Below are 24840 nucleotides of genomic sequence, written 5' to 3'. Positions count from 1 at the left end.
CCGTGAGGGGGCCCGTGAGCGCTTTTACCTGCGTGCTCGCACTATATTGATAATGTTAAGCGCATACCAGAAAGCCGTGTGCCATGAGGGAAGTACGAAGCCGCCTCTGAAAATCTGGTAGAACCCAACACCTAAAAGGCTTAAAGAGACGATTGTGGCGACATCGAGTTCCCCACCCGTGGCGGACTTTGTCTTCGCGTTGGCTCCCTCATAGCTCTTAAAGATTTGCCGCATCGGAGTAGTGGTGCTTGTCGCTGAGTTCTCTGTGTCGAAGAGTCGTCCGTCCGGGATGCTCCCAGTGCCTTGTCCCAGGCTATTGAGCTTTCCAGGTCGGCTCAGCGAAAAAAGATGTTGACTCGAAGCGTGTTCATCAAGCCCTTTAAAGTCCTGCGTATATATTACAAGGACGCTTGCCGTAACGGGACTTACCTCCAGCCTCTCGACGCCCGGGAGTTCGGATAACCCGCTTTTCAAAGACGAAAAATATTTAGCGTCGCCCTTTCTTGACGGGACCTTTATCCGAAGCCTCCCCGGTATCGCGTGGCTCAAGACAGCTTCAGGCGTATTATTCACCGGTGTTCCCTCGGCCCTTTCTCTTCGCGGCAGGTTTCTCCTCTTTGATTTCCGCTTGTTCTGCCGGCCCTTCGGCTACTGCCTCAAGCTCAGAGCGCGCCTCGGCGACGAGGTCTTCTGTTACTTCGCGCGCCTCAGCGTAGGCCTCTTTGCTCCTTCCATACAGGATGATTCCACTCTTGATCGCGGCCTTGGCCACCGGCTTCACGACGCCTGCGACGATCGGGGCTGCCGCCGACACCAAGATCGCGGCACCAAGCCCTATCGCTATACCGGTCGCCGTGTTTCCCTTCAATGCGTTCTCAAGAATTGACATTGTGTTCGGCCCCTTACTTATATTTGTGTTAAAGTCTTTATTACCCTATTAAATAACAATTTAATGAGTTTAGCCGTGAATTTACATTTTATTTACAACCATTTAACAACATTTGAACTGTAGATTTTAAAATAAAGATAGTCTCAATTTTCTGTGGGAATAAACATGCTCGACAGGGAGCCCAAAGAGTCGGCGTCGCTCTCTCAAGCGGATACTAGAACAATTACCTTTAGGGGGAAAGCGGTGGTAGTTCCATTTAAAGTGATACATCATATTCCCGGTCGAATTCGCGTCGAGGTGCCGTCCGCGAAGGGACTGACCAGGAAAGACCTGGAGAGCCTGGCGCATATAAAATTGCCGCCAAGCATCAAGAACATGCGGGTGAACCCTTTAAACCGCAACCTTATCATCGAGTACGACCCGAAAAGCATCGACATACTCGCCTACCTTAGGGTCATGGCATCGAGCGATGAGATTCTCGAGCTGTTCGATAGGGATAATAAACGCAAGTAGACCGCATATTACTCGTTTACTTTCCTCCAGGTTTGCGACTATGCCCATTCTGAACAGCGCTAATAATCCTTTAACCGTTTAAACAATTAATTTACCGAATGTTTACATCGCTGCAACCACCTCCTTCGAGAAGCGCTTTATGCTTAGTTAAGACGGGCGTGAGTGGGGCGCTGCGAAGATGTGCCCCTACCCGTTCCGAGGGACCACGCCGCGTATCGCAGGGGTCTTGCGGAGAGCACGGGCAAGCGTGCCGCACCGCGCACCCTTTTATTGAATTAAGACTTCAGGTTTGTGCTAAATCATTCACAGAAGGCGGCGCAATGATTCTACCGGTAAAGGAAGCATTCGACCCCGCATACGATACTCAGCGGGTATTTAGGTTGCTTTTGGATAGCATGGCGAGGCCGGGTAAGATCAACTACCTGCCTGATATAAAGCTTCTTATCGGCAAGGAAAACAGCTTTCCCTACCTGATCGCGCGCACGCTCCTCGACACAGAGGTCACTTTCACCTGTCTCGACATTAACGATGAACTCAATGCGAGAGATATCTTCCGGTGCACCGGGGCGCGCTCGGTCGATGTCGAGCATGCCGACTTCATATTCTGTGACGGGAGGCGAGCGCAAGGCGAGTTGGCCTTAGCGCACCCCGGCACTACTGACCTTTCAGAGACGGGCACAACGGTCGTTATGGTCATCGATCACCTGTATGGGCAGCCGCCCGGAAGTTACGGAGAACTCATTCGTCTTGAACTCTCCGGGCCGGGCGTGAACGGCGCCACGCAACTCTGGCTTTCGGGGATGCACCGGGATAACATAGGCGGGCCGACCCCCCGGAGCCACGACTATCATCTCGGCACGGACACCACCATTCTGGTCGATTTGGAGGGCAAAATAGCTTGTTTGCCAAGGAGCAGCAGGCCGGCTTGGGATGTGGAGTCGGATGGGCCGCGTTACGGTTAGAGAAGTAGGGCGGGGGACGTTGCTACTTGCGCGCGCCGATTAATTCTCCACGTTCTTGGAGCGCTCCGGCAAGCGCATCAAGGGATTGCCTAGGTTCTTCCGGAAGTGTTCTAGGATGGGCGATATATAGCACTCCAATATGCTCCAATAAATTCAACAACAAGAATTCAACAACAAGGAAGGAACTAGGAATGAATGAAACGACAGAGCCGAACGAGAAAGCCGTTCGCGAGATTAGAATCAATCCGATTGTGCCGAGTGAAAGCGTGCTCGTGGCTACGGCGCGGAGTATGCGTCCTAAAAAAGAAGAACCGCCCGTGCCCCATGATACGCGAACATATGTAGAGACTTGCCCTTTTTGCTCAGGAAATGAAGATATGACGCCGGCATCGATTCTTCGAGTCCCCTCGGAGGGTGACTGGAAAATGCGCATCGTCGAGAACCTCTATCCTATTCTCGGAGACGACAATGAAGACCCGAATTTCGTATTCGGGCTGCAACACACAATGAACGGATATGGCCGCCACGAAGTCGTCATCGACCATTCTTCGCACGGGATTCGTATCCATGAAATGACCGAGGAGCAGCTCGGCCTGCTTTTTGCCACTTACCGGACGCGAATGGAACAGCTCTATAATGCGAACCCGCGCATCAAGAACGTGTTGGTGTTTAAGAATTTCGGCCCGGCCGCCGGCGCAAGTATCGCGCACACGCACAGCCAGATAATCGCGATGCCCGTCGTGCCCGATAACGTGCAGGCGGAAGTCAGAAACAGCTCGGCGTTTTTCGAGACCAATCATCACTGTATTTTCTGTAGTTTAATCGATGAGGCGCTAACATTTGAGGCGACGCTTTACGACAAAGACTCTGGAGAAATACGGCGAAAAATAAATGTCGGGCAATTTGTAGTCGAGCGCAGCAAACGCTTTATAGCGATTAAACCCTTTGCGAGCAGGTATGAGTGGGAAGTGCAAATCCTTCCTCTCGCGCATCGAGCCGACTTTCTTGATGCAAATCCCGAGGATCTCGCGGACCTTGCCTGGATTTTCAGAAGGACGATGGCTCGGCTTAATGCGGTCTTGGGCGGAGCGCCGCAATATAACTACTTTCTCCATTCAGTACCCCACGGCCAAGAGTATGATGATTGCGCGCCGTCGTTCCATTGGCATATCGAAATATGCCCGCGCACCAGCATTCCAACCGGGTTTGAACTCGGCTCGGGACTTTTTGTGAACACCATCGCCCCCGAAGATGCGGCCGAGCGTCTTCGCGATGCGCGGTTTGAGGGAGCGATACGGGTCCGCACGTAGGCGATTAATAACACCTACGCCTACCGCGTGAAGGCTGTCAACCGAGCGGTATCGTCGGCTTATTCGAGTACGGTCAGCGAGAGTGCCGGCATTGTTCTTCGCTTTCACGGTAGCGCTTATATTCCACGATAGCTATCTGAGCGGTGTTTCCAATTTATCGATTAAGGATATAATAACTACCAAGGGTTTGTTGGCGCCGGAAAGTATCTCGGCATCGACACGCTCGGTGGCATTGTTTTGGATACTAGTACTCCATCACAGATACATCGACTGGTATCCGTCATTCTGAGGGAGTTGAAAACGACCGAACAATCTCAAGCTTTAGAGATTCTTCGTTTCACTCAGAATGACAACTCATAAAACGTGTGATGGAGTACTAGTCTGTAAGGCGACAGGCGCAAGAGCTTATGTCAAGCCCCACTCCAATCTTTCTCGGCTGGGGGGGGGTTCATTGATTTTGTTTGTGTTGTCAGACTAATCGATGAAAGCGTGAGAGGGGCAGCGTTCAGAGCCGCGAGGATTTGAGAGATGAAAAACTCGGCAAAAACGGCGAAAGAGAATAAAGATACGGCAATTCCGATTGTTGGGATTGGGGCTTCGGCCGGCGGCTTGAAGGCGTTCACCCAACTGCTCCAGCATCTGCCGGGTGACATCCGTATGGCGTTTGTGCTGGTTCAACACCTAGACCCAAAACATGTAAGCATTCTACCCGAGCTTCTGGCCAAGGCGACGAAGATGCCGGTAAGCGAAGTAAAAGACGGCATGCTCGTCGAGCCAAACCACGTATATGTCATTCCGGCCAACGTAAACATGGCTATTTTCCACGGGGTTCTAAACCTGATGCCGCGTACGGAAATCCGTGGGCTGCACTTGCCGATAGATTTTTTCTTGCGCTCTCTGGCGGAAGACCAGAGCAACAAAGCGATTGGGGTTATCTTATCGGGAACCGCTTCCGACGGCGCTCTGGGTCTAAAGGAGGTCAAGGCCGCGGGCGGCATCACCTTTGCCCAGGATCCGGAATCGGCCGAATACGATGGTATGCCACGTAGCGCTGTGGCCGCGGGCGTAGTCGATTTTATCCTGCCCCCTGAAAAAATCGCAAATGAGCTGGCAAGAATCGGGCAGCACCCTTTTATGGCCCGTTCCATGGCTAAAGAGGAGGCAAAATCGCTACCGGAAGCCAAGGGCGACCTCATGAGTAAGATATTCTGGTTGCTTCGAAGCACCACCGGCGTCGATTTTACTTATTACAAACAGACCACCATCAAGCGGCGCATCACGCGGCGCATGGTTGTGAACAAGCTCGATGCGCTGGAGGCGTACGTTAGATATCTGCAGGAATACCCAGCCGAAGTGATGGCTCTATACCAGGACATTCTCATTACCGTTACAGATTTTTTCCGGGATCGCGAAACATTCGAGACTTTAAAGAAAGGTGTATTCCCCGAAATTATCAAAGATAAAGCACCCGATTTACCTATCAGGGTGTGGGTGCCGGGGTGTTCCACTGGTGAGGAACCATATAGTATTGCCATGTCCTTGCTTGAGTCTTTGGAAGGAATGCCAAAAAAGCCCCCGGTTTTAATCTTTGCCACGGACATCAACGAGATAGCCATCGAGAAAGCCCGTGCGGGTATATATCCGGAAAACATTACGGCCGATGTCTCACCAGAGCGCCTGCAACGCTTCTTTGTTAAGGTGGAGGGCGGCTACCAGATTAACACGGTAATCCGCGAGATGTGCATCTTCGCCAAGCACGATGTGACCAAAGACCCGCCTTTCTCCAGGCTCGATCTCGTCAGCTTTCGAAATGTGCTTATCTACCTAAACTCGACCTTGCAAAAGAAAGTAATACCGGCGCTTCATTATGCTCTTCAGCCAAAGGGCTATCTCGTGCTGGGCACCTCTGAGACGGTTGACGGCTTTATCGACCTTTTTGAGCCGGTCGACAAAAAGCACAGAATTTACTCCAAAAAGCCGGCGCCATCTCGCCTGCCGGTAGACTTTGCTACAAGGGGTTACTCGCCGGAATATTTAGAGATTGAAAAAAGGATTAATATGCCCCGCGAGATAATACTCCCGAAATTCGATGTTCAGAAAGAGGCCAATCATATAGTCCTGGAGAAGTACGCCCCCGCCGGCGTTATTGTCGATGGTAATATGGAAATCCTTCAATTCCGCGGGCACACCGGTCTTTTTGTTGAACCGGCACCCGGAAAGGCGAGCCTAAATCTCTTAAACATGGCCCGAGAAGAATTAGCGTTAGATTTACGCACGGCTATCAATGAAGCAAAGAAGACAAATGCTCCCGTCAACAAGGAAGACATAAGGATCAAACATAACGGCAACTATAGGGATATCGCTATCGAGGTGATTCCCATAAAGGCGCCGTCTAATGAATCCTATTATTTGGTCCTTTTTAAAGAGAATACCGCGCCGGCCGATTCTGAGCTGCGGGAAGCCAAGCCTGGTAAGAAAAAACCTGCCGAAGAGCGAAGGTCTGTCGAGCGCGAAATCGCCAAACTAAAACAGGAGCTTGTCGCAACCAAAGAGTATTTAGGCTCGACCATTGAGGAGAAAGACGCCGCCGGCGAGGAACTTAGGGCCGCAAATGAGGAGATTCAGTCGAGCAACGAAGAGCTGCAAAGCATTAATGAGGAGCTGGAAACATCTAAAGAGGAACTTCAGTCGAGCAATGAAGAACTGACTACGGTCAACGATGAACTGCAGAATCGCAATCGGGAATTGATGCTGCTCAACGACGATTTGAATAATTTTAACACCAGCACCGATATCCCGATTATCATGCTGGGTAATGATTTACGCATAAGGCGCTTTACCCCTACGGCGGAGCGAATTCTTAATATAATCCCCTCCGACGTCGGTCGGCCAATCGGTGATATCAGGCTAAAGATAGACGCGCCCGACCTGGAGCAATTGATTCTAGGAGTTGTCGGAAGCCTCAACATGTGGCAGCAAGAAGTCCAAGATAATGATGGCCGCTGGTACTCTATGCAGATAAGGCCCTACAAGACTTCAGACAATAGGATTGCCGGCGCGGTTATATCGTTGCTCGATATCGACGAGACGAAACGCAGCTTAGTCCAGGCCGAAGAAGCCCGCAATTATGCCCAGGCTATCGTAGAAACAGTCAGGGAGCCTCTGGTAGTCCTCGATGCCGACCTGCGGGTCGTATCGGCAAATCAATCTTTCTACCGCACCTTCCATGTCGTGAAAAAGGAGACGGAGAACATTCTCGTCTACGAACTCGGCAACCGTCAGTGGGAGATACCAAAGCTGAGAGAACTACTGGACGGCATATCATCCAAAAGCCTCCGGTTCGAGGATGTCGAGGTCGACCACGAGTTCCCGGATATCGGACGCAGGACAATGTTGTTCAATGCCCGTCGAATTGTCCGGGATGCGCAGGGGACGGACTTGATTCTCCTCGCCATTGAGGACATCACCGGGCGCAAGCGAACGGAAGAGGAGTCTAAAAAAGCAAAAGAGCTAAGCGATGCTTTGAATAATATCAATGCGGACCTAATCTCAACGCTCAATATCGACAAGATAATGAAGCGGTTGGTGGCCGATGCCGTTAAGGCTTCGGGATGCGAATCGGCCGCGGTCGTCGTTCGTGAATACGATAACTGGGTTATAAAATTTGTCTACGGGTTTTCAGATGACTTGGTAGGCACAGCATTATCCGACGCGAAGGCAAAACACCTGGCGATGGTTGCTAGAACCAAGCAGATGATGGTAATGAACGATGCATACAATGACGAGAGGGTCGACCGCAAACTGATGGAGGAGGTGGGTATCCGGTCATTCGTAGCTGTGCCTCTCTTGACACGAGATTCCGTTATTGGCATGCTCACGTTCCACTACCGCTCGGCACCGGTCGCGTTTACCGGAGCCCAAATAGACTTCGCAAGCAAATTAGCGACCACAGTTTCTTTTGCCCTCGAAAACACTAGGCTCTATGTGGCCGAGCGACATATTGCGAATACTCTGCAGACCGCTCTGCTTGCCGTTCCGGAGTGTATTGAGGAAGTCGAATACGGGCACTTCTACCGCTCAGCCACCGAAGCGGCTCGAGTAGGCGGCGACTTCTTTGATATCTTCGGGCTGGAAGGAGACAGGGTCGGAATCGTCGTCGGTGACGTAGCGGGCAAAGGCTTGGAGGCGGCCACTCTTACCTCTCTGGTAAGAAACACTATACGGGCGTACGCGTATGAGCAAGCCTCTCCAGCCGTCATTATGGCCAAGGTCAATGAGGCGGTGGTAAAAGGTTCATGCTCGGGCAGCTTTATAACGGTCTTCTTTGCGATAGCCGATACGAAATCCGGCGTTCTCAGATACTGTAGCGCGGGGCACCCGCCGGCGATGATTAAGCGGACGACAGCTGAAGTTTCGCTGCTCGAAGTAAACAGCCCGGTCATCGGGGCGTTCAACAAGTTGAAATTCGATGAAGCTGAAGCGGTTCTCAAGCAGGGCGACGTGTTGGTTCTCTATACCGACGGGGTAACCGAGGCCAGATGTAACGGAGGTTTCTTCGAAGAAGAGGGTTTAATAAACCTGCTCAAGGACATGGGGCCGCTTTCGGCAGGGGAAGTGCCGGAAGCGATATTCAACGAAGTCATCGCATGCACAAAAGGTGAGATATCGGACGACATAGTAGTACTCGCGCTCTCTCTGCCGAGTGCGGGCAATGCTAAAAGCTAAGCTTAAACAAGGCGATGGGCCGCGGGTTTATGGGGGGGTAGGGGACGTTGCTACTCCCGCGCAAGATATTCATACTCGACGCAGGCGTGTCCTTTGTAGACCAGCTCGCGCGTTACTTCGAACCCGGCTTGCTCGAAAGCTTTGATGGACGGGATGTTTTCGAACCTGATTTTCGCGATGATTCGGGGCAATACCAGCTTATAACCGGCAAACTCGATTGATGCAAGGATTATCGGGGTTGCGAGTCTTCTGCCGCGATAGTCGCTGTCGACGAAGATACTTATCTCCCCGTCGGCGTCTAACCGCGACTGCGCCAACGGAATCCAGTCATAGCCACATAGTCCCTCGACGATTAACAGAAGCACGTCCTTGTCGTGCAACAGCTCGGCGAAAAACCGCGCGAAGGTGTCGGGCGGAACCGTCCCGTTCTTGGCGTTCATGCGTATGCTGTCGGGGTCGTTCGCCCACTTGTGGGCAACTTTTAGGTCGTCGCGCGTCGCCTCTCGTATCCTGATATCCATAAATGTATCATACCCCAGCAGCCCGAACGCTACTAAGCCTACAAGTATATTAAGCCTACTGAGCCTGCTAAGCCTACGAGCAAACACTATGGTCAAGCCGGGGAGATAAGCAGGCAGAAGCGCGGGCTGCTTAAAGGGCACCATCGGCACTTCGTGCCGCTTCACGCACGCGCTACCACAACCGGTTTGCTCCCTATCTACCTTAGAGCTGCATGCTCGCGCTATAATACCGGTAGACATAATTGCGGGAAGTCGCGTGTGGAGGTGACGATGCGAATCACGATAAACGAGCCCGATGGCAGGACGTCGGGCCTGGTCTTGGGCGACACCTATGGATACAACTACGACAACGAGTTCAAATACTTAGACCTTGACGGTGTGAGTGGGAGCGACTCGGTGGCGATGCTCGGGCGAGCCCTCAAAGCCGCGTGGCCGGACGGGCTTGCCGAGGAGGACAAACAAGCAGCTGAGAAGAGCATACAGATTTTGAGGACATTGCTGGAAATGGCGGAGAAAAACCCGGACGGCACCTGGCGGCTCGCCTCGTAAGCGCGAGTCAAAAACCCGCAGCTTCTTAGCGATAAATCGTCCAAATTTCGTCGCGCTCGCCTCGTAAGCGCGAGCTAAAAATTTGTTTACGTGGTAAGATATATGTGCCGATAAGGCTAAACGAGGTGGGGAAACGACCCGTCGCTGGCCGCAGGGTTCGCCCGCGGCTAGAGGAAACATCCCACACCCACATGCGGGGCTCGCGCTTTGCATGTAAGAGACCGCCTCTTGCAAAGGAGGGCGGGCTGCGAAGCCCGACGACTAGTGCCACAGAGACGAGCCGCTTGATTCAAGCGGGTGAAACGCGGTAAACATCCGGCAGGGTGCAACTCAAATAGGGAGCGCTTAAAGCGAGATCCCGGGTAGAGGCAGCCGCTTAAGGCGGCACTGGCTTTTCGAGGCCGGTAGATAGATGGCGGGATAGAACAGAATGGGAGTTACGGCTTCCCCACACATATAAAACAGCCGCTTTCGAGCGGCTGTTTTATATGTGTGGGTGGGGGACGTTGCTACGGGAGTTACGGTTGCCCATATCGAACGATTAAGCAGTAGCAGAATTTTCCTCAAATCAAAAGAATCCGCCCTTCTCCCGTAACCTCCACAGCCGTAACTCCCGTAGCAACGTCCCCTGCGTCCCCTGCGCCACAGCGATGTTCAAGTTCGTAAAGCGGCAAAGTATCCATGATGAAGTTCTCCTGTTCCAAGCGTCTAAGCGTAAAAACAATAACCGTCAATCGATTAAATCGGGCCCTCCGGAGCTTATCCAGAGCCCGTTATCCAAAGGATTAGTAGCAGAGGTAAGATGCGATATGTTTTCTACGGCTTCTTCGACGTCTATAATCGAGAGGTCGATTAATAATCCGGTGTTGGAATATGGATATGCGGCAACTAAGTCCGCCACCCTATCCTCGGTTAGATCGATGGCGGGGTGGTTCTGTCTGCTCTCAAACCTTGATAGCGCGCTCTCCCGGTCTACATGGAATTCCGCGAGGTATAGCGAGCCTTCAACCCGATTTACCGCGCTTACCAAGTCTTGCCTATAGAATATACGACTGTACGTGCAATCGACAACAACATTTTGTCCGAACTCTAGAAGTACGCTTACAAGTCTATGCGCCGCACGATATCCTAGTTTACGATGTTCAAGACATCGATTTGAATCTGGAACCAACAAACTCAAAACAGAGTCGACTTCTATGTACGTCCAATGCTTCTTTATGGCAAAGGCTTTAGCGACCGTGGATTTACCCGATAACGGCGGTCCTGCGCAAACTAAAACATGCATACTAGACAATCCTTTATAACTCAAGATACAGTAACCGACCGACAATTATTGTGTCCGTCGCCAGAATTGACAGAATAAGGCGCGATGTTTCCCGCTAGTCCTGTTTATATCATAATATGAAGTAGGGGACGTTGTTTACTGTGGGTCCTGGCCAGGATAAAAGATACTCAAAAATAGAACAATTATGGTGTTGAAAGGCCGTAATCTACCCGCATTATACCCCAACCCCTGCTTAGTCTCCGCGATTTTTGGGTAGGCATTAAGCATGCAGTAATCTTGCTTAGTTGGGGCAGCAGCATCGGGTTTATGGGGCTACGAGTAAGGTGTGGGTTGATGAGTAATTTTTCTTTTTCGGTAGATATCATAGATGACCGCAAGTTGATAGTAAGGCCCGTCGGTTCGCTGGATTTTCATACAGTTGGCGTGCTTAAGCAGGCGATATATCCTCTCTGCGTCAGCGAGGAGATAGTCGATGTCGTCTTCGACTATGACAAAGTCGACTATTCCGACAGCTCGGCCTTTGGCCTCTTGCTCAAACTAAGCCGCACCATCGACGGCGAAGTCACTGTCATAAACGCAAAGCCGTCTCTTAAGCGCGTCTTCCAAATGGCCGGCTTCGATACCATATTTTTCAAAGGCAACCGCGACCATGATTTTATAGCCTAAGTCCGATAGAGCGTATCCAGCGCATCGCGAATCCGCCGCCAATCAACGCTTCAAGCATGGCCGCCACCGGCTCATTTCGCAACAAAGCATCGCGCACCAATCACATCCCCAAACAAACATCTTGGCACAGCCCCGTGCATCCCGCCAGCACCAAGAAAACCCGCTAAAAGTCATAGCAGTAGCGCCAATCTGATATAATTAATAAAACTTACAGAGGTGCATGAGTGAAGGTTATCAAGTCTACCGGATACATCGATTATGACGTGCAACTGGGCGACCACATCGTTCATTTCTACGATAGCGACGAGCAGCGCTCCAGCGTGCTCGTCGAGTACATCAAAGACGCCATCCGGCAGAACCACAAATGTCTCTGCATCCTCGACAAAGATATGGCCGCCGCGCTCCAGGACCGTTTGCTCAAACTGAACATGGATGTCGGCTATTACCTGATAGAGGGGCAACTCTTGTTCATGACGCACGATGAGTTTTACATGAACAACGGTCATTTCGACGACGAAAAGCTAGCCAAGCTGATAGTCGAGGCGACCGAGGCCGCGGGCAAGCAGGGGTGGGCGGCGCTTCGCATAGCGAACGAGTTTACCTGGGCTGTGGCGGACAATAACAACGTCGACGCTTGGCTCCGTTTCGAGGCCGCCATCAACAACTATCTGGGCAAGCTGCCCGCGATTATGTTGTGCCAATATAACCAGCGCATGATTTCCGGTCAAATCGCGAACAACCTTATCAAAACGCACCCATACGTCATCCTGGGCGAAGAAATCCACGAAAACCCGTTCTTTATCCGCCCCGAGAAGTTTCTCAAGGGATATCAGCCAGAGGGCAGATTCTATACATAATCCCAGGCTCTACGGTTAATTCAAATATCAAATTTGCGGGTTTTTTTTAGCGGTCTTGTCGTATAATAGACAGGAGCCGGCGATACATACAATGGCTTGAACTATAATCGAGGAGGGACCATGGAAGAAGTAGGTAATCACAGCCGAGTCGAGCCGAACACGCTCGATAACAACGCGGCGACATCTAAACTCAAACCGCCCACCGAAATTAGTTCGAGTATCAAAGCTAGTCAAATCGTCGATTATGTCTTCTGGATAATGGTGGCAATCGTCCTTTTAAGGTTCGCGTTTAAATTAATAGGAGCGAATTCGCATAATGCCTTTGTCACGCTCATCTACAATGCGACGGCGCCGATTGTAGACATCTTCAAGGGAATCGTCAGCGATGTGGTCTCGGGCACTATGGTAATCGAGTTTTCGTCGCTGATAGCCATCGTTATCTTGTGGCTAATCTATAAAGCCGCTCTCCGGCTCATCGCTATTATGAAGTAGATATGAGAGAACGGGAACGAGTTCCGCTCTTCCGACAAGGCCATCGGCGAACCGGAGATACTACAGGACGATAGCTTCTCCCCCATATCCGTATGCGCTACAATTGGGGTGCCGCAACGATTGGAGAGTCATGAGAGCCTATCTCGATATTGAGACCTCATTTTCAAATGAGCTAACGGTTGTCGGGTTTTATATTGCCGACAACGGCACGCTTATCCAGATGATAGGCGAGGAAATCACGCCGGAGACTCTCATGGCCCGGCTCGATGGCGTAACGACCCTTTATACCTATAACGGCAACCGCTTTGACCTGCCGATGATTCGTCAGTGCCTGGGCGTAAATCTTCGCAAAGGCTTCGAGTCACGCGACCTTATGTATGATTGCTGGAAGCGCAACCTCAAAGGCGGCTTAAAAGTGGTGGAACGGACTCTCGGAATCGGGCGGAGCATATTCGGGCGCGGCGAGGACGACCCCCGGATTCTCTGGCGCCGGTATCGCCTCCACCGCAGCCTCGACGCGCTGGAGCGCCTCCTTGAGTATAACCGTGAAGACACCCTCAACTTAGTGCTGCTTGAGAAATGCCTCGAAGAGGGCCGTCGCGGAGACGAGGTGAGTTGCAGCGCCCCGGTCGACTCATACGTCCGCCTTATTTAACAAGGCTCTCCTACTCTATTCTCAACGCGCGGCGTCTATGCTATAATTCTTTTCAGCTATTGAGGTCGCTGAGCTGTGACTATCAAAGCTTTCTTTATGTTTTAGTTGAAACAAGCGCACAAGGAGGGATTCCCGAGCGGCCAAAGGGGACGGACTGTAAATCCGTTGGCGAAGCCTTCGCAGGTTCAAATCCTGCTCCCTCCACAAAAACATAGTTGCCTCCTTGGCTCAACTTGGCAGAGCACTCGACTTGTAATCGAGAGGTTACCGGTTCGATTCCGGTAGGAGGCTCAGAAGGATTTATCCCAGCTCCATAGAAGTTTATTATATTGAACGACAGACCGGCTCATCGAGGATAATCTAAAATCATGGCACAAATCGCAGCACACTTGAAGCAACTGGTGAGATATGTTTGTTTCTTCTATCTCGCGTTGCCCGACCTAACGAACGGTAGTTGGTCGATGGTCAGGTATCAGAGGAAAATATCGAGACTCAGCATCAAGCGCCGGATACGCCGTCGCTACCCTAAGCGGGTAGCCTGATATGGAGAGACAATCTCTAGCGCGCCTCTAACGCGAAATTCTTAGGAACGCACACTCGAGGGCAATCAGCGAATACCCATTAAGCCGGGTCGACCCCCGTAATCATGCGGGTTCTGGTCGAACGTGCGCTTCTCTTCGCGACTGTGGAAATAATAGGTCGTTCCCTCATGCTCGCTCTTGTATTCCGTCTTTTTCTCGTCGACCGGCATCTTGCAGACTGGGCATGTCGCCATTGTATCCATCCTTAACTCAAGGTTTACGCACGCGGTACGCTTTATGCTAACGCTCAGTGTGTTCTATACCCGCAAGCGCGGAACCCTAGACGTTTTCGTCAACGTTTATCGTCGGCAAAGTGTTCTATACCCGCAAGCGCGGAACCCTAACGGCGCGGCGATGGGGGGGCAACAGCACTCCGCGACGACCAAGGCATACTTCGAAAACAATTTCGAGATAGCCCGCGCGCCAAATTATGTTATGATTATCTAGGCAAATCGTAATTTAACCGCAATCATATTCAATTAAGCGAGTCGAGGAGTGATTGGTTGATGCCGCACAGAAAGTCGCAGCGAGGAAAGTCTGTCTGGATGGGCTTGCTCATCTTCATGCTTATCATGGAGAGCCTCATAATGTTCCCGATGGCATTTGCCGCGGAAAAAGCTCAAAAGCCGGCAGCCGAAGCGACAAAGACCGGGAAGAAAAAGGTCGAGAAGAAAGCAATTGTAGACGATTGGTATGTCTATCAGCACGATATGCGCCATTCCGGCCGCAGCGAATTCAAAGGCCCCCTCAAGCCGACGGTCTTATGGGTAATACCCTTCGGCCAGACAGGAAAGCCCAGTACGCCGATGGCGGTTAGCCGGGAAGGTATCGCTTACGCCGGAGTCATAGTCACGCCGAAAGAAGAGACATCGACTACTCAGAGCGCCTCCGATTTGGCCGCTGAAGCCATAGGGAACTCCGGCGTCTTCGCGTTTGGCGATGATAAAAAGGTCATCTGGGTTTCGAGCGAAAAGGGAAATGTAACCGGCCCGCTGGCGATTGGCAAAGACGGCACCGTATATGCGGTCATCGGTCGAAACCTTACGGCCATCGACAAGAAAGACGGCTCGACTAAGTGGACTATCAAACTAAACGGCGAATCGTCGGGGGGCGTCATGCTCGACAAGGACGAGACCGTTTACGCGGGCACGGTAGCCGGGCAGACCCTGTACGCGGTCACAAAGACCGGTGACGTAAAATGGGTCTTCAAGGCGGATGGGAAAATCGACAGCTCGCCGGCTATCGGAAGCGACGGAACCGTTTACTTTACAACAGCGGATTTGGCGCTCTATGCGGTTAGCTCGTCCGGTGCCTTGAAATGGAAGTATGAAGTGGATGTCGCCGAGACGACCGATATCTCCTCGCCGGTCTTGGCTAAAGACGACACCGTCTACTTTTCGGCGACGCGCTTTGAGGGAACCGCCGGCATGGAGTATGTCTACGCTTTCGAGCCGAGCGGCAAACCGAAGTGGCGATTTCTAACAGAAGGAAAGAAAAGCACTATGCCGGCGATTGCGGAGGACGGTACCATAGTTCTGGCCACTACGATCTTGAACTACACCGAGGACAGGGCGCTTACGATAGGCGATGCGTATATTATAGGTATCACCCCCGACGGTGAGTCGAAATGGTCTTTCAAAAGTCGCGACGATGACTTTAGCGAGCCGCCGGTAATCGACGGGGAAGGCGATATCTATATAAGCTCTACGGACTGGTATCTAACCTGTCTAACTAAGAACGGGACAATGAGATGGAGGGCGAAGGTAGGCGGTAAGGCCTCTATCGGGCCCGAAGGCGTCTTGTATATTTCCGCAAACTCATCTGTGGCCGCCATTGCCGATAAAGATGTTATGAAGGCCAAGCAGCCCAAAAAGAGCGAAGATAGCGAAGTGCAGGGCGGTCTTGGCGCCGGCTCGTTTTTGATATATATAATCCCGGTCGTTTTAGCGATAGGTATCGGCTTTCTTTTGAAATCGAGAATCGGAGCAAAAGAAGAGGATGGAACCGAGACGACAAAAGAGTAAGGGATATAGCGGAAGCGCTGAATACGCTATCGCTTTGGTCGGATGAATACTTTTCAAAAATTTTCAAAGGTACAAACCTAAAGGTTGACGCCATAGCGGCCGTCGTTGTAATTATAGCGCTTGGCTTGCTATCTAACGATTCGCACGTCCTTAAACCCGGCCAAAAGGTTACCGAGTCGGTCTGGTTCTTTCCATGCCCCCCTGTCGAGAAGTGCCTAATAAGCGATTTCGAGATGCGCGAGCCCGTCGAAATAGGGCTGCCCTAGCAAACCCCTCGATAGTCGCTCCGCTAACTCTTTGAACAACCCAAGATACCTCCAATAATATAGCGTTTGATCTTTGAAGAAGGCTCTAGGAGTGGTCTCGGCTAAGAGCAAGGCCGTTAGCGCTGCCGCACCGCAATTACCTGCGCAAACAAAATATCGATAAAGAACGATAACCTAAAATCCGTTAGTTCTTGCGTCTTGTGGGTAGCTTAGCCGCATAAGGCGCATCTCAAATTGCTAAACGCTAAATAATTGCAGGTAGCGGCCGATATATTAAGGGACTATCCTTTGACAGCTAAATAGACCGGCTGCTGAAGACGTATTGGGAGCGACATGTTGAGGCGGTTACTTATCATGGTCGCCCTTATCATTCCGTGCTTCGTCTCGGCGGCATACGCAGCAGATAACGAATTAAGTAAGTGGAACATATCGCAGCCTGTCGCGGCCCACAGCTTCGACGTCGCAATAGGGAAACCGAGCCTAATTGTAAAAAATTCCGAACCAGGCCTCCATGGAAGATATATCACGACACCTTCGCGTTGTGATATATGTCACGGTACGGATAGTAAGGGCGAAGTGGATTTGTCGATATTAGCGATTACGAAAGACGGTGCTTGTGACTGGTGTCATGGTTCAGGCTCCGCTTCTTCCAGTTATATCGCGATGGACAACAACGACGACGGAACGATAGAGTACGACACCGGCCACAGCCACGGTTTCGGCGTAGACTCCGGTAAGTGGAAAGCACCGGGCGACACATACCCGGCTTTCACACCCTCGTTCTGGCGGGGTGGGCTCTCTTGCTTCGATTGTCATGCCGCCCATGCCAACCCTGTAAGAACGCTCGGTCATTCAGCAAGCGGTAATCCAATATACGGTATTCTCGATTCCGGCTTCAATTCGATTCAGACGTCGCTACAAGCGGGTACGCTGTCAATCCATAAGCCCGGACGTTGGCTTCTAAAGAAGAACCCGGATCTCGAGTATGCTCCGGGGGCGGCCGGCGAAATCGACGATATAAATATCGGGAATTACTCGGCGTCGGTACCGTACCCGGTCAACAAGATAGCGATAGACTGGGATGACCCCGCAACCGAGAACCCGCTCAGCCCGAAACACTCCAGCGTCCCGTATGAAAAGGTCATAAGCGTAAACGAGCTTTGCGTAGATTGCCACGACGGCAACGCCGGTCTGCACGACGTCCCTTCCCTTATATACTCCGAGGAACTTGCGCTGAAAGGGGGCGTCGGTCTGGAAAACTATTCCGAAGCCTATGGGCATGATTCTCAGCCTAGTAAATGCGACGGGCAAACAGTCTTCAATCCCGACGACGATATCAACAACGGACCTTCGTGCCGCAGCTGCCATCGAGGCGGTGGGGACTGCGACCTGTGTCACAGCGCCGCCGTGCAGTCTAAGATTAAATGGCCCCGAGAGGCCTACTCGCAAGTTTCGGATATCGCCGACGCCAACGGTCTCGAATCTATGGGAAACGGCGAGTTTGACGCGGACGCCTATATCTTAAGCAATTATAACCAAGAACATTCCGAAAACCGGAACCCCGGTTGGAGAAGTTCCGACATCGGCTGTTCCCCCGAGTGCATGAGTGTGGGTCTCTCCTGGCCGCACCGCACCTTAGCCTGGAAGATGCTCAAGAACGACCTCTTCGGTATCGACCTCGATGGCGAAGCGGTAAGACCCGGTGAGAGACGCGAGGTTCTCGCGAAGCTGCTCTCGCTCGACCTTGGTCCGTCGCAGGATTTGGATTCTGTGTGTTTGGATTGCCACAACCCCACCATGTGGCGACCCGATGTTAAGGAGGCCTTCATCAGAGGGCTGCCGTAAACGAGTCTTTGCGATTACGGGCACGAGGCGCCGCATTCGAGGTCCGGCGCAACCTATTCTAAGTGTTGTCGGATTTCGGCTGGCAGACTAGCATGTTTCATATTAATTAACAAGCGTAATGCTTTTCTTAACGCTTGTACCATAAAACTGAACACGCCTGATAGTGGCGCGTTGGCATACCTAACGAGAAATCCGTTAGTCGGTCGAGCGCACATTCCTTAGTGTTTGCACACGCTGTAGCCCCCGGTTTCTCTTCGTATTGCAGCCGGCATATAGTGGTATGATTTGAGTCTGTGCCGGGAAATGCCCGTAAACCGGCATTTAATATCGTGTTGCCGTTAACCACTAGTCACAGGGATTTTGCAACTCAAAAATAGCAACCTCGCGACCAGGGACTTTAATTGATCGTAGCTTAAGTTCTTTAGCTGATAGCGGTCACGCATATTCGATTATCAGGGCTAAAGCCCTGAAAGCGAGCGCGGAGACGAAAGATAAAATATGAGTTGCAAAATCCCCGAGTTATGTTAATATGCCAATATAGGCATAACACAATATTAAGGGTGGGCATAAATGCGAACCGTAAGGTCGAGGGTGATATTTTTTCAAGCCATGTCTGACCCGACCAGGCAAAAAATTTTGTCATTATTAGAGAAGCAAGAGCGGATGTGTGTAAATGATATTGTGCGCTCGATACGAGCGTCGCAGCCGACGGTCTCGAAACACCTCATGATTCTAAGAAACGCTGGGTTGGTTCATGGTCGCCGGGAAGGGCAGCAAGTACTATACTCGCTGAACACGCGCAATCTGCGAAGCCACCTTGCGGGCTACTTCAGCAGGTTTTCATGTTGTGCCGACCTATTCCACGGTTTGACGGATACACAGGAAAATAAGAGTTGAGTTACGTAGAATGAATTAAAGGCGGGAGGTGTCAACTTGAAGAAATACATGTTGCGTCCGGTGGCGCATTGTTGCGAAGGCAAAGGATTATAGTCCTGAGCACGACTTAAAACGGCTCGGTCCTGAGCAAGACAGTAAAAGGCTTTATTTTAATTTCCAAGTTTGCGTATGCAATTTACAAATAGCTAAAAGAGCCGATTGTCACTTTGTGGTGTATCGGCGCTTTTCGTGGGCGGCTCCGGTGGCGGCGGCGCTAGCGGTAGATGGTAGTGCTATTGGCTCGCGAGGTGAGCATGCTGGTGATATCGTTAAAAAATAATAAACACTGCCGCTAGAATGGCATATGTAATGGTAAAATAAACAAATGTAACAATAACATGAACAAGCGATTTCAAAGTGGCGTGACTGGCGACGCCGACTAGCGTGGCCAGTGCTGTATAAAAGAGTGAACATCCCATGAGGGTAATGTTAAGAACAACGGAATCGGCACAACTGAAAAGCGCCCCAAGGGGCGCTTTTCAGTTGTGCTAATGGGACCTAAGTACTGGGGAGCTACGCGGCGGACGAAGACGCGCGCACTTCCTCTAGCGCGGGGCCGAAGACCGACGGAGTGAATTTGACATACCATGCGGCCGCCTGGACCTGGATTATATAGCCAACGGCGAGCACCAGCGCGGTCTGTGGCCCGAACGCGGTAACCGCGATGCCGAGCGCAATCGAGAGGTTTCGCATGACCGTGCCGTAAACCAGAGCGATGGCGTTATCCCTATCGAAGAACAGCTTGCCTACGACAGTGCTGAGCAAGAAGTTGATGGCGTAAAATATCGCCAACGGGACGAGTATCGCAGGGAGCACGTCGGGTGATGCGACGAGTCCTTTAGCTTTGAGCGCGATAGCGATAAATACGATGACGAGCACCCCTATGGTGCTGATGCCGGGGAATATCGGTGCCCATTTCTTCTGGAACGCCACCTTACCGACGGTTTCGACAAGGCTTTTCCGTGTGGCCCAACCGAGAATCATCGGCAGGAAGACGATAAGCAGAATCTGCAGAGATACTTCCGTGATGTTTACCGGTATCAGCTTGCCCGCTAATGCTTGCAGGTAGAATGGTGCGACGAGCGCGCCCACTATCAGGCCGACAACGGTCATCTTGACCGCCGCTTCGACATTACCCTTAGCAAAGCCCGTCCAGGAAATCGTCATACCGCTCGTCGGGAAGAGAGAGGCCAGGATAAGCCCGATAAATAGCTCCGGCCTATCGGCAAAGAAGAGGCTTCCCAGCCCGAATCCGATGAGCGGGATGATGGCGAAGTTCTGTACGAGCGATGCGGCCACGGGCTTACTATCTTTCATCGAGAGCGCGGCCTGCGGCTTGAAGTTGACCATCATAGGATAGATCATAAGAAATGTCGCCGGTAAAACCAGGCTTTTGAACCACGAGACGTCCCACACCAGCCCGGCGGCAAAACCGAGCAGCATCGACGCGGGTATGAGGACGACAAGGTGTCTGGAGACCCTCGTTAATAAGATTCGCACGATATCACTCCTCCATTATAGTTAATAGACCAAATAAAAATACCCCTGGGGGGTATTATAAGCCCTCCGGGGGTATCGAGTCAAATTCCGCTTCGAAGCGGCCGGCGCGACTATTTCATCTCGCCGGATGTGTTCGACTATCGATGTTCGACTGTAGAAAAATTATTTTACGGCCGCGCATTCCTCGAAGACTCGATAGGGGCATCTGTTCTTGCAGTAGTCGTGGTCGAGCGCCTCAAAGAGCATCGCGATAGAATCTCCCTTGGAGTCGAGGCAACACGTGTGCTCCAGGAGCTTTATGAAAGTTGAATTGGTCAGAACTTCTTTTACCGGTTTCTTTATATTCGCAAAATAAAGCTCCAGCCCTAGCGCTTTTATCTCGGATAACAGCGAAGTTAGTTCATCGACCCCGGTCGCGTCGATATGGTTGACGGCCTCCATGTCTAAGAGCACATACTTGAGACCGCTTACCCCACCCCTTATTTTCTTGAGCAAATCTTCGGTAATATATTCCGCGTTCGCGAAGTATATCGAGGAATCAAGTCTAACGAAGAGTATCTGCGGACAAGTCGGCAGATGGGATATCTCGGCATTCTCGAACATCTCGGTCTTGGGGTTTCTCGTCAATACGACGACGCGGGGGCTCATCGATGCCCACAGGAACAATATCAAGGAGACCGCTATCCCGATGAATATGGCGTAATCGGGCTTGGTTATGAAGGCGAATATGAAGGTGATAAAGGCGACCGCACCATCGGTCTTGTTGGTCTTGTAAAGCTTGATGAATTGAGTGTGTTTTACCAGGCCGATGACGGCGGACATGACTATAGCGGCAAGCGTCGCGTTCGGGAGGTAATAAAACGCGGATGTAAAGAACAAGAGCGTTATTATTACCGCCAGACCGGAAAAGACATTCGATAACGCGGTTTTACCGCCGATCTGTAGGTTAACGGCAGTCCTTGAGAACGATCCGCTTACCGGGTATGCCCCGAACAGATAACCGACGGTGTTGGCCGCGCCTTGGCCTATCAGCTCTTGATTGACATCGACCTTTTCGTGAATTTGCTTCGAGACGGTCTTGGCGATCGCGAGGGCTTCCATGAACCCGATTATCGCTATAACCAGGGCTGGGCCGACTAGGCGTGCCGCGGTCTCAAAGTTTACCAGGGTCAACGCGGGCGTTGGTAGGCCCGCGGGGATTTCGCCAACGATTTTTACGCCGAGGTCGTTCAGTCCGGCAAGATAGACGAGGGCGCCGGTTGCTATCGAGGCGACCATGGCGCCGGGAAAGTTATCGTGTATCTTTTTGCCGGTTATTATGATGATAAAAGAGAGAGTTCCGATTCCCAGCGTATACGGATTCGTGTCGGCCAGGTTTCTGCCTATCTCAAGGAACAACTGAAATATGAATTCGCTGCCTCTAACCTCGATGCCCAGAATATGCTTGACCTGTGTGGCGGCGATGATAATGGCGGCGGCATTGGTGAACCCGACAATCACGGGGTGGGAAACGAATCGCATCAGATAGCCCAACTTAAAAACGCCCATTAAAATTTGTACGGCGCCGACCATTAACGCGAGCATTATCGCTATGGAGATAAACTCGGGGCTGCCCGGCTTTTCGAACGGGATAATGGAGGTAAAGACCAGGAGGCTTACCATGGCGACGGGACCCGTGGCCAGCAGGCTCGACCTACCCCAGAGGGCGGCGATTATCGGAGGCAAGGCGGCCGCGTAGAGCCCGTATACCGGGGGAATGCCCGCTATCATGGCGTAGGACATCGACTGGGGAATAAGCACGACGGCGATAGTGATGCCGGCTATTAAATCCCGAGGCAGATAGCCTTTTTTATAGTTTTTAAGCCAAGCGATGAACGGTAATAATTTCATAATGGTCCAATATATTTTCAAAAGGAGGCGACACCAGCTGCCGCCTCCTCAACTTCTGAATGTTATATTGCTTAGCACTTTTATTTTATCGCCACAGCCGCTCTACGACCCCGCGGCCCGCTCTTTCTCGTAGGCCTCGATTATCTTCTTGGCCGTTTCGTTCGGGACTTCCTCGTAGTGGTCGAACTCCATGTGATAGGCGCCGCGGCCTGACGATATCGAGCGCAGCGTGCTCGCGTAGGTCGCCATCTCGGCCAAGGGAACGAGCGCGTTTACCGCGATGTTTCGCCCGCGCGACTCGGAGCCGAGCGGCTTGCCCCGGCGGCTGGAGAGGTCGCCGATGACATCGCCCATATACTGCTCCGGGACGACGACCTCGACCTTCATGATAGGCTCCAGGAGAATCGGCTTAGCATCTGTGAAACCTTTTTTAATCGCGAGCGAACCGGCGATTTTAAAGGCCATCTCCGATGAGTCGACGGCGTGGTACGAGCCGTCATAGAGCGTCACCCTGATATCGACGACCGGATAACCGGCGATGATGCCGTGCTCCATGACCTCCCGGATGCCTTTCTCGACCGCCGGGCGGTACTGCTGGGGCACGACGCCGCCGACGATTTTATCGACAAACTCGAAACCCTCACCCCGCTGGGTCGGCTCGACTTTGACCCAAACGTCTCCGAATTGGCCGCGCCCGCCGGACTGCTTCTTGTGGCGCCCTTGAACCGACGCCTCGCCCTTGATCGTCTCTTTGAAAGGGATGCGCGGAGCCGAAAGGACGGCCTCGACGCCGAATTTTCTCTTGACCCGCTCGGTTATGATGTCGAGGTGCATATCGCCCATGCCGGAGAGGACGGTCTGGTGCGTCTCGGTGTCCCTTCGGACGGAAAGCGTCGGGTCTTCTTCGGCGACCCTGTTGAGGGCGGTGCCGAGTTTTTCCTCGTCGCCCTTGGTCTTGGCGGCGGCCGCCACCGATATGACCGGGTCGGGGAATTTAATTGGCGGGAGTTTTATCGCCCTGCCTTCGTCGCAGAGGGTGTCGCTCGTCATAGTGTCGGCGAGTTTTGCGACCGCGCCGATATCGCCGGCCGGTACCGCTTCGACGTCTTCTTGTGTCTTGCCGCGTACGGCGAAGACGTGCCCGACGCGCTCTTTCGATGCTTTTTCGGCATTATGTACGGTCGAGTTGGCTTTAAGGCTTCCCGAGAAGACCCTGAAGTAGTTGAGCTTCCCGACATACGGGTCGGCGACGGTCTTAAAGACGAGCGCCGTAAGCGGCTCGGACTCGGACGGCTCTCTTTCGATCTCATCCCCGCTCTTTACGCCGATGCCCTTAATAGCCCCGGCCTCTTCGGGCGAGGGCAGATAATCGAGGATAGCGTTGAGCAAGGCCTCGATTCCGACGGATGCGACCGCCGCCGTGCAGGTCACCGGGATGACTTGCCCCGAGGCGATTGCGGCTTTAAGGCCCGACTTTATCTCGGCGGGGGAGAGTTCGCCTTCTTCGAGGTACTTCTCCATGAGCGCGTCGTCGCTCTCGGCGATTCGCTCGATTAGCGCTTCGCGCGCGGCGGCGACCTCGTCGGCCATGTCGGCGGGGACGTCACCAGCGGTCGTCTTGTCTCCAGCGGTCGTGTACGCTTTTTGGTCCAAGACATCGACGACGCCCTTGAAGTCAGCTTCGTTTCCGATTGGGAGCTGCAGGGGCGTGACCTTGTCGGTGTAGACCTCTTGGAGTACCCTCATCACCTCGCCGAAGTTGGCGTTCTCTTTGTCGAGCCGGTTGACGATTACGAACTTGGCCAGGCCGTAATCGTCGGCGATTGCCCAGACGCGCTCGGTCTGGACCTCGAGGCCCGAGACGGCGTCGACGACGACGCCGGCGATGTCGACCGCGCGCAGGGCACCGTAGACCTCACCGATGAAGTCGGTATAACCCGGTGTGTCTATTATGTTGATTTTGTGCTTGTTCCACTCGCAGGGCGCAAGGGAGGCGTTGATTGAGAACTGACGCCTGATTTCTTCGGGATCGTAGTCGGATGTGGTATTGCCCTCGTCGATTTTTCCAAAGCGGTTAATAGCGCCGCTGGTAAAGAGCAGGGCCTCGGTCAGCGTGGTCTTCCCACATCCGCCGTGGCCGACGAGGCCTATGTTTCGAATGTTTGCCGTTGTATACTTCTTCAATACTATCTCCTCCCCTTAGGCTCTCATTCTTTGAGAGTTGTCGCATACTATTCAACCACCTAGTGGTGAGTGGGCCTAGAATACTGCTGAGATAAGATGAAAGTTTGAACGCTTCTACAGCTATACTTGTGCAATTTTGTGCGAGTTTTTCGCGCTAAATAATAGAATAGCTCAGACTCGTGCCGTTACG

Annotated in this window: 20 protein-coding genes and 2 tRNA genes; 14 read left to right on the top strand and 8 right to left on the bottom strand. The window is 52.3% G+C overall.

What is annotated here, in order from left to right:
- Positions 1 to 24 precede the first annotated feature (24 nt).
- Entirely contained in the window at positions 25 to 573 is a 549-nt protein-coding gene (locus KGZ93_02535; GenBank protein MBS3908502.1) for a hypothetical protein, read from the bottom strand.
- Positions 566 to 889, bottom strand: a complete 324-nt coding sequence (locus KGZ93_02530) for a DUF5132 domain-containing protein (GenBank protein ID MBS3908501.1) — start codon at positions 887 to 889, stop codon at positions 566 to 568. The genes KGZ93_02535 and KGZ93_02530 overlap by 8 nt, the downstream gene beginning before the upstream one ends.
- Before the next feature lie 243 nt (positions 890 to 1132).
- On the opposite strand from KGZ93_02530, the gene KGZ93_02525 reads away from it, so the two are divergent.
- The 4 genes from KGZ93_02525 to KGZ93_02510 all read left to right on the top strand — a co-directional run bounded on the left by KGZ93_02525 (position 1133) and on the right by KGZ93_02510 (position 8399).
- The gene (locus KGZ93_02525; GenBank protein MBS3908500.1) at positions 1133 to 1402 is read left to right on the top strand and encodes a hypothetical protein; all 270 of its coding nucleotides are present in this window, start codon (positions 1133 to 1135) and stop codon (positions 1400 to 1402) included.
- A gap of 320 nt (positions 1403 to 1722) precedes the next feature.
- On the top strand, positions 1723 to 2364 hold the full coding sequence (phnH, locus tag KGZ93_02520) for a phosphonate C-P lyase system protein PhnH (protein MBS3908499.1): 642 nt from the start codon (positions 1723 to 1725) through the stop codon (positions 2362 to 2364).
- A 191-nt stretch (positions 2365 to 2555) separates the two neighbouring features.
- Complete coding sequence (locus KGZ93_02515) at positions 2556 to 3674, top strand: DUF4931 domain-containing protein (GenBank protein ID MBS3908498.1); 1119 nt, start codon at positions 2556 to 2558, stop codon at positions 3672 to 3674.
- Positions 3675 to 4202: 528 nt separating this feature from the next.
- Positions 4203 to 8399, top strand: a complete 4197-nt coding sequence (locus KGZ93_02510) for a SpoIIE family protein phosphatase (GenBank protein ID MBS3908497.1) — start codon at positions 4203 to 4205, stop codon at positions 8397 to 8399.
- 50 nt (positions 8400 to 8449) lie between these two features.
- On the opposite strand, the gene KGZ93_02505 is transcribed toward KGZ93_02510, so the two are convergent.
- Positions 8450 to 9085, bottom strand: a complete 636-nt coding sequence (locus KGZ93_02505; GenBank protein MBS3908496.1) for a GNAT family N-acetyltransferase — start codon at positions 9083 to 9085, stop codon at positions 8450 to 8452.
- A gap of 105 nt (positions 9086 to 9190) precedes the next feature.
- Between KGZ93_02505 and KGZ93_02500 the strand changes: the two genes are divergently transcribed.
- Positions 9191 to 9469 (top strand): hypothetical protein, encoded by a 279-nt coding sequence (locus KGZ93_02500; GenBank protein ID MBS3908495.1) that lies wholly within the window; start codon positions 9191 to 9193, stop codon positions 9467 to 9469.
- Between the two features lie 730 nt (positions 9470 to 10199).
- Here KGZ93_02500 and KGZ93_02495 read toward each other — a convergent pair.
- Complete coding sequence (locus KGZ93_02495) at positions 10200 to 10754, bottom strand: AAA family ATPase (GenBank protein MBS3908494.1); 555 nt, start codon at positions 10752 to 10754, stop codon at positions 10200 to 10202.
- Positions 10755 to 11087: 333 nt separating this feature from the next.
- Between KGZ93_02495 and KGZ93_02490 the strand changes: the two genes are divergently transcribed.
- The 6 genes from KGZ93_02490 to KGZ93_02465 all read left to right on the top strand — a co-directional run bounded on the left by KGZ93_02490 (position 11088) and on the right by KGZ93_02465 (position 13715).
- Entirely contained in the window at positions 11088 to 11420 is a 333-nt protein-coding gene (locus KGZ93_02490; GenBank protein MBS3908493.1) for an STAS domain-containing protein, read from the top strand.
- A 224-nt stretch (positions 11421 to 11644) separates the two neighbouring features.
- Entirely contained in the window at positions 11645 to 12277 is a 633-nt protein-coding gene (locus tag KGZ93_02485; protein ID MBS3908492.1) for an MEDS domain-containing protein, read from the top strand.
- Between the two features lie 120 nt (positions 12278 to 12397).
- Positions 12398 to 12769, top strand: coding sequence for a YggT family protein (locus KGZ93_02480; protein MBS3908491.1), 372 nt, complete (start codon positions 12398 to 12400; stop codon positions 12767 to 12769).
- Positions 12770 to 12899: 130 nt separating this feature from the next.
- Entirely contained in the window at positions 12900 to 13424 is a 525-nt protein-coding gene (locus KGZ93_02475) for a ribonuclease H-like domain-containing protein (GenBank protein MBS3908490.1), read from the top strand.
- A 122-nt stretch (positions 13425 to 13546) separates the two neighbouring features.
- Positions 13547 to 13628: transfer RNA gene (locus KGZ93_02470), tRNA-Tyr, on the top strand.
- 13 nt (positions 13629 to 13641) lie between these two features.
- Positions 13642 to 13715 (top strand) — tRNA-Thr (locus tag KGZ93_02465).
- Between the two features lie 316 nt (positions 13716 to 14031).
- Here KGZ93_02465 and KGZ93_02460 read toward each other — a convergent pair.
- Positions 14032 to 14199: a YHS domain-containing protein gene (locus tag KGZ93_02460; protein ID MBS3908489.1), complete on the bottom strand. Its 168-nt coding sequence runs from the start codon at positions 14197 to 14199 to the stop codon at positions 14032 to 14034.
- Between the two features lie 312 nt (positions 14200 to 14511).
- Here KGZ93_02460 and KGZ93_02455 point away from each other — a divergent pair, with 312 nt between their 5' ends.
- The 3 genes from KGZ93_02455 to KGZ93_02445 all read left to right on the top strand — a co-directional run bounded on the left by KGZ93_02455 (position 14512) and on the right by KGZ93_02445 (position 19037).
- Positions 14512 to 16029 carry a PQQ-like beta-propeller repeat protein gene (locus tag KGZ93_02455; protein MBS3908488.1) on the top strand — a complete coding sequence of 506 codons (1518 nt, stop codon included), beginning with the start codon at positions 14512 to 14514 and terminating at the stop codon, positions 16027 to 16029.
- Between the two features lie 599 nt (positions 16030 to 16628).
- Positions 16629 to 18140, top strand: coding sequence for a hypothetical protein (locus KGZ93_02450; GenBank protein ID MBS3908487.1), 1512 nt, complete (start codon positions 16629 to 16631; stop codon positions 18138 to 18140).
- Between the two features lie 636 nt (positions 18141 to 18776).
- Positions 18777 to 19037 carry a helix-turn-helix transcriptional regulator gene (locus KGZ93_02445; protein ID MBS3908486.1) on the top strand — a complete coding sequence of 87 codons (261 nt, stop codon included), beginning with the start codon at positions 18777 to 18779 and terminating at the stop codon, positions 19035 to 19037.
- A gap of 552 nt (positions 19038 to 19589) precedes the next feature.
- On the opposite strand, the gene KGZ93_02440 is transcribed toward KGZ93_02445, so the two are convergent.
- From KGZ93_02440 to fusA, 3 genes are all read right to left on the bottom strand, one after another.
- On the bottom strand, positions 19590 to 20576 hold the full coding sequence (locus KGZ93_02440; GenBank protein ID MBS3908485.1) for an arsenic resistance protein: 987 nt from the start codon (positions 20574 to 20576) through the stop codon (positions 19590 to 19592).
- Positions 20577 to 20738: 162 nt separating this feature from the next.
- Positions 20739 to 22466: a SulP family inorganic anion transporter gene (locus KGZ93_02435; protein MBS3908484.1), complete on the bottom strand. Its 1728-nt coding sequence runs from the start codon at positions 22464 to 22466 to the stop codon at positions 20739 to 20741.
- A 102-nt stretch (positions 22467 to 22568) separates the two neighbouring features.
- Positions 22569 to 24650: an elongation factor G gene (gene fusA, locus KGZ93_02430; GenBank protein ID MBS3908483.1), complete on the bottom strand. Its 2082-nt coding sequence runs from the start codon at positions 24648 to 24650 to the stop codon at positions 22569 to 22571.
- Between the last annotated feature and the right edge of the window lie 190 nt (positions 24651 to 24840).

Source organism: Actinomycetota bacterium (genome assembly GCA_018333515.1).
Taxonomy (GTDB): domain Bacteria; phylum Actinomycetota; class Aquicultoria; order Aquicultorales; family Aquicultoraceae; genus Aquicultor.
This window is presented reverse-complemented; position numbering and strand designations above follow the sequence as displayed.